Here is a 1,454-nt window from a genome sequence, read left to right as displayed (position 1 = left end):
GTAGTACTCCGCGTTGGAGAGCACGCCCTTGCCCGGAGACACCCGGGCGTTCATGTGCCGGCTGAACCGGCTGCGCTCTGCGGCGCTCAGGAGCGCCGGGTTGAAGGTGATCGCTGCGCTGCGCCCGAGCCGGACGACGGGGGAGGTCCCGGTCGAGGGCTGGCTTGCGCGTGCGACCGGGGGATTCTTCGCCGCGGAGCGTGCGGCGGAGCGCTGGCTGCGGCGCAGCAGGGCCTCGCGTTCCACGTCACGGAAATCGCCTGCGGCGCTCATTCGAGGACTCCCGCACGTCCAGTGGCGGAGGCCAGCGGCCGGTCGCCGGCTGGGGGTACAGGTGTATCGGGTGTCGGGTGGGTCACGGCGGGTCCGCGTTTCTCGCTTCGACGTCACCTCTTCGTCGGGGTGCTCAGCCGACCCGGGTTTCGGGACCGTGAAGTCGGCAGTCGAACGGAGGGGACCGGCGCGCAGTCAGTGCTGCGAGGGGTCCGACACCGTCTGGAAAATCGAATCAGCCGCCGGGGCGAACGACAGACCTTCCGACGAATGGTTACGTAGTGATAGATGGGTAGGGTCGGCCGTGCGACTGACCCCGGAACAGGGGGTAATCACACGCCCACACATACCCTAGCTGCGCCGACAGCCTCACCGCCAGACATTGCGGCGGGTTTAGCCGCCGCGGGCTGCTGCTGGGTGATGCAGTGGATGCCTCCGCCGCGGGCGAAGAGCGGCCGCGCGTCCACGGTCACAACCTTCCGCCCCGGGTAGGCGTCCTCGAGGATCGACCGGGCCGCGGCATCCGCCCGGGGTTCGCCGAAGCCGCACGCGATGACGCCGCCGTTGACCACGAGATGGTTCACGTAGCTGTAGTCGACGAATCCCTCGTCGTCGGAGATCCGGGCGGGCGCGGGCAGGTCGATGATCGTCCAGGGCCGGCCTGCGGCATCCGTCGAGGCGGCGAGCACCGCGCGCAGCTCGCGGGTCACGGTGTAGTCGGGATGCGCCTGGTCGTTCTGGGCGTGCACCAGGAGCGTGCCGGGCATGGGGATCGCGGCGACGATGTCGACGTGCCCGCGGGTGCCGAAGCGGGCCTGGTCGCGGGTGAGGCCGCGCGGCAGCCAGATCACGTGGGTCGCCCCGAGGGTGCGGGCGAGTTCGGCCTCGACCCTGGCCCGGTCCGCGTGCGGGTTCCGGCCGGGGTCGAGCTGCACGGTCTGGGTGACGATGACGGTGCCCTCGCCGTCGACCTGGATGCCGCCGCCCTCGTTGACGAGCAGCGAGGACACCGGTGTCGCCCCGGCCGCGCGGGTCACGATCCCGGCGATGTCGGCGTCGCGGCCCCAGCTCGCCCAGTCCTGGCCGCCCCAACCGTTGAAGATCCAGTCGACGGCGCCGAGCCTGCCGTTGTCGTCGAGCACGAAGGTCGGCCCGATGTCGCGCATCCAGGCATCGTCGAG

Annotated in this window: 2 protein-coding genes; both read right to left on the bottom strand. The window is 71.0% G+C overall.

Annotation, left to right across the window (positions count from 1 at the left end; translation table 11 throughout):
- Positions 1-273 (bottom strand): hypothetical protein (locus QN345_RS19005; protein ID WP_323509110.1); only part of this gene is annotated, 273 nt, incomplete at its 3' end.
- A 332-nt stretch (positions 274-605) separates the two neighbouring features.
- On the bottom strand, positions 606-1,454 hold an 849-nt coding region (locus tag QN345_RS19000; RefSeq protein WP_323509109.1), incomplete at its 5' end, for an agmatine deiminase family protein.

This window comes from Cryobacterium sp. 10I1, from assembly GCF_035019805.1.
Classification (GTDB): Bacteria; Actinomycetota; Actinomycetes; order Actinomycetales; family Microbacteriaceae; genus Cryobacterium; species Cryobacterium glucosi.
Note: the sequence above shows the minus strand (reverse complement) of the source record. Positions and strands in the feature narration are given on the sequence as shown.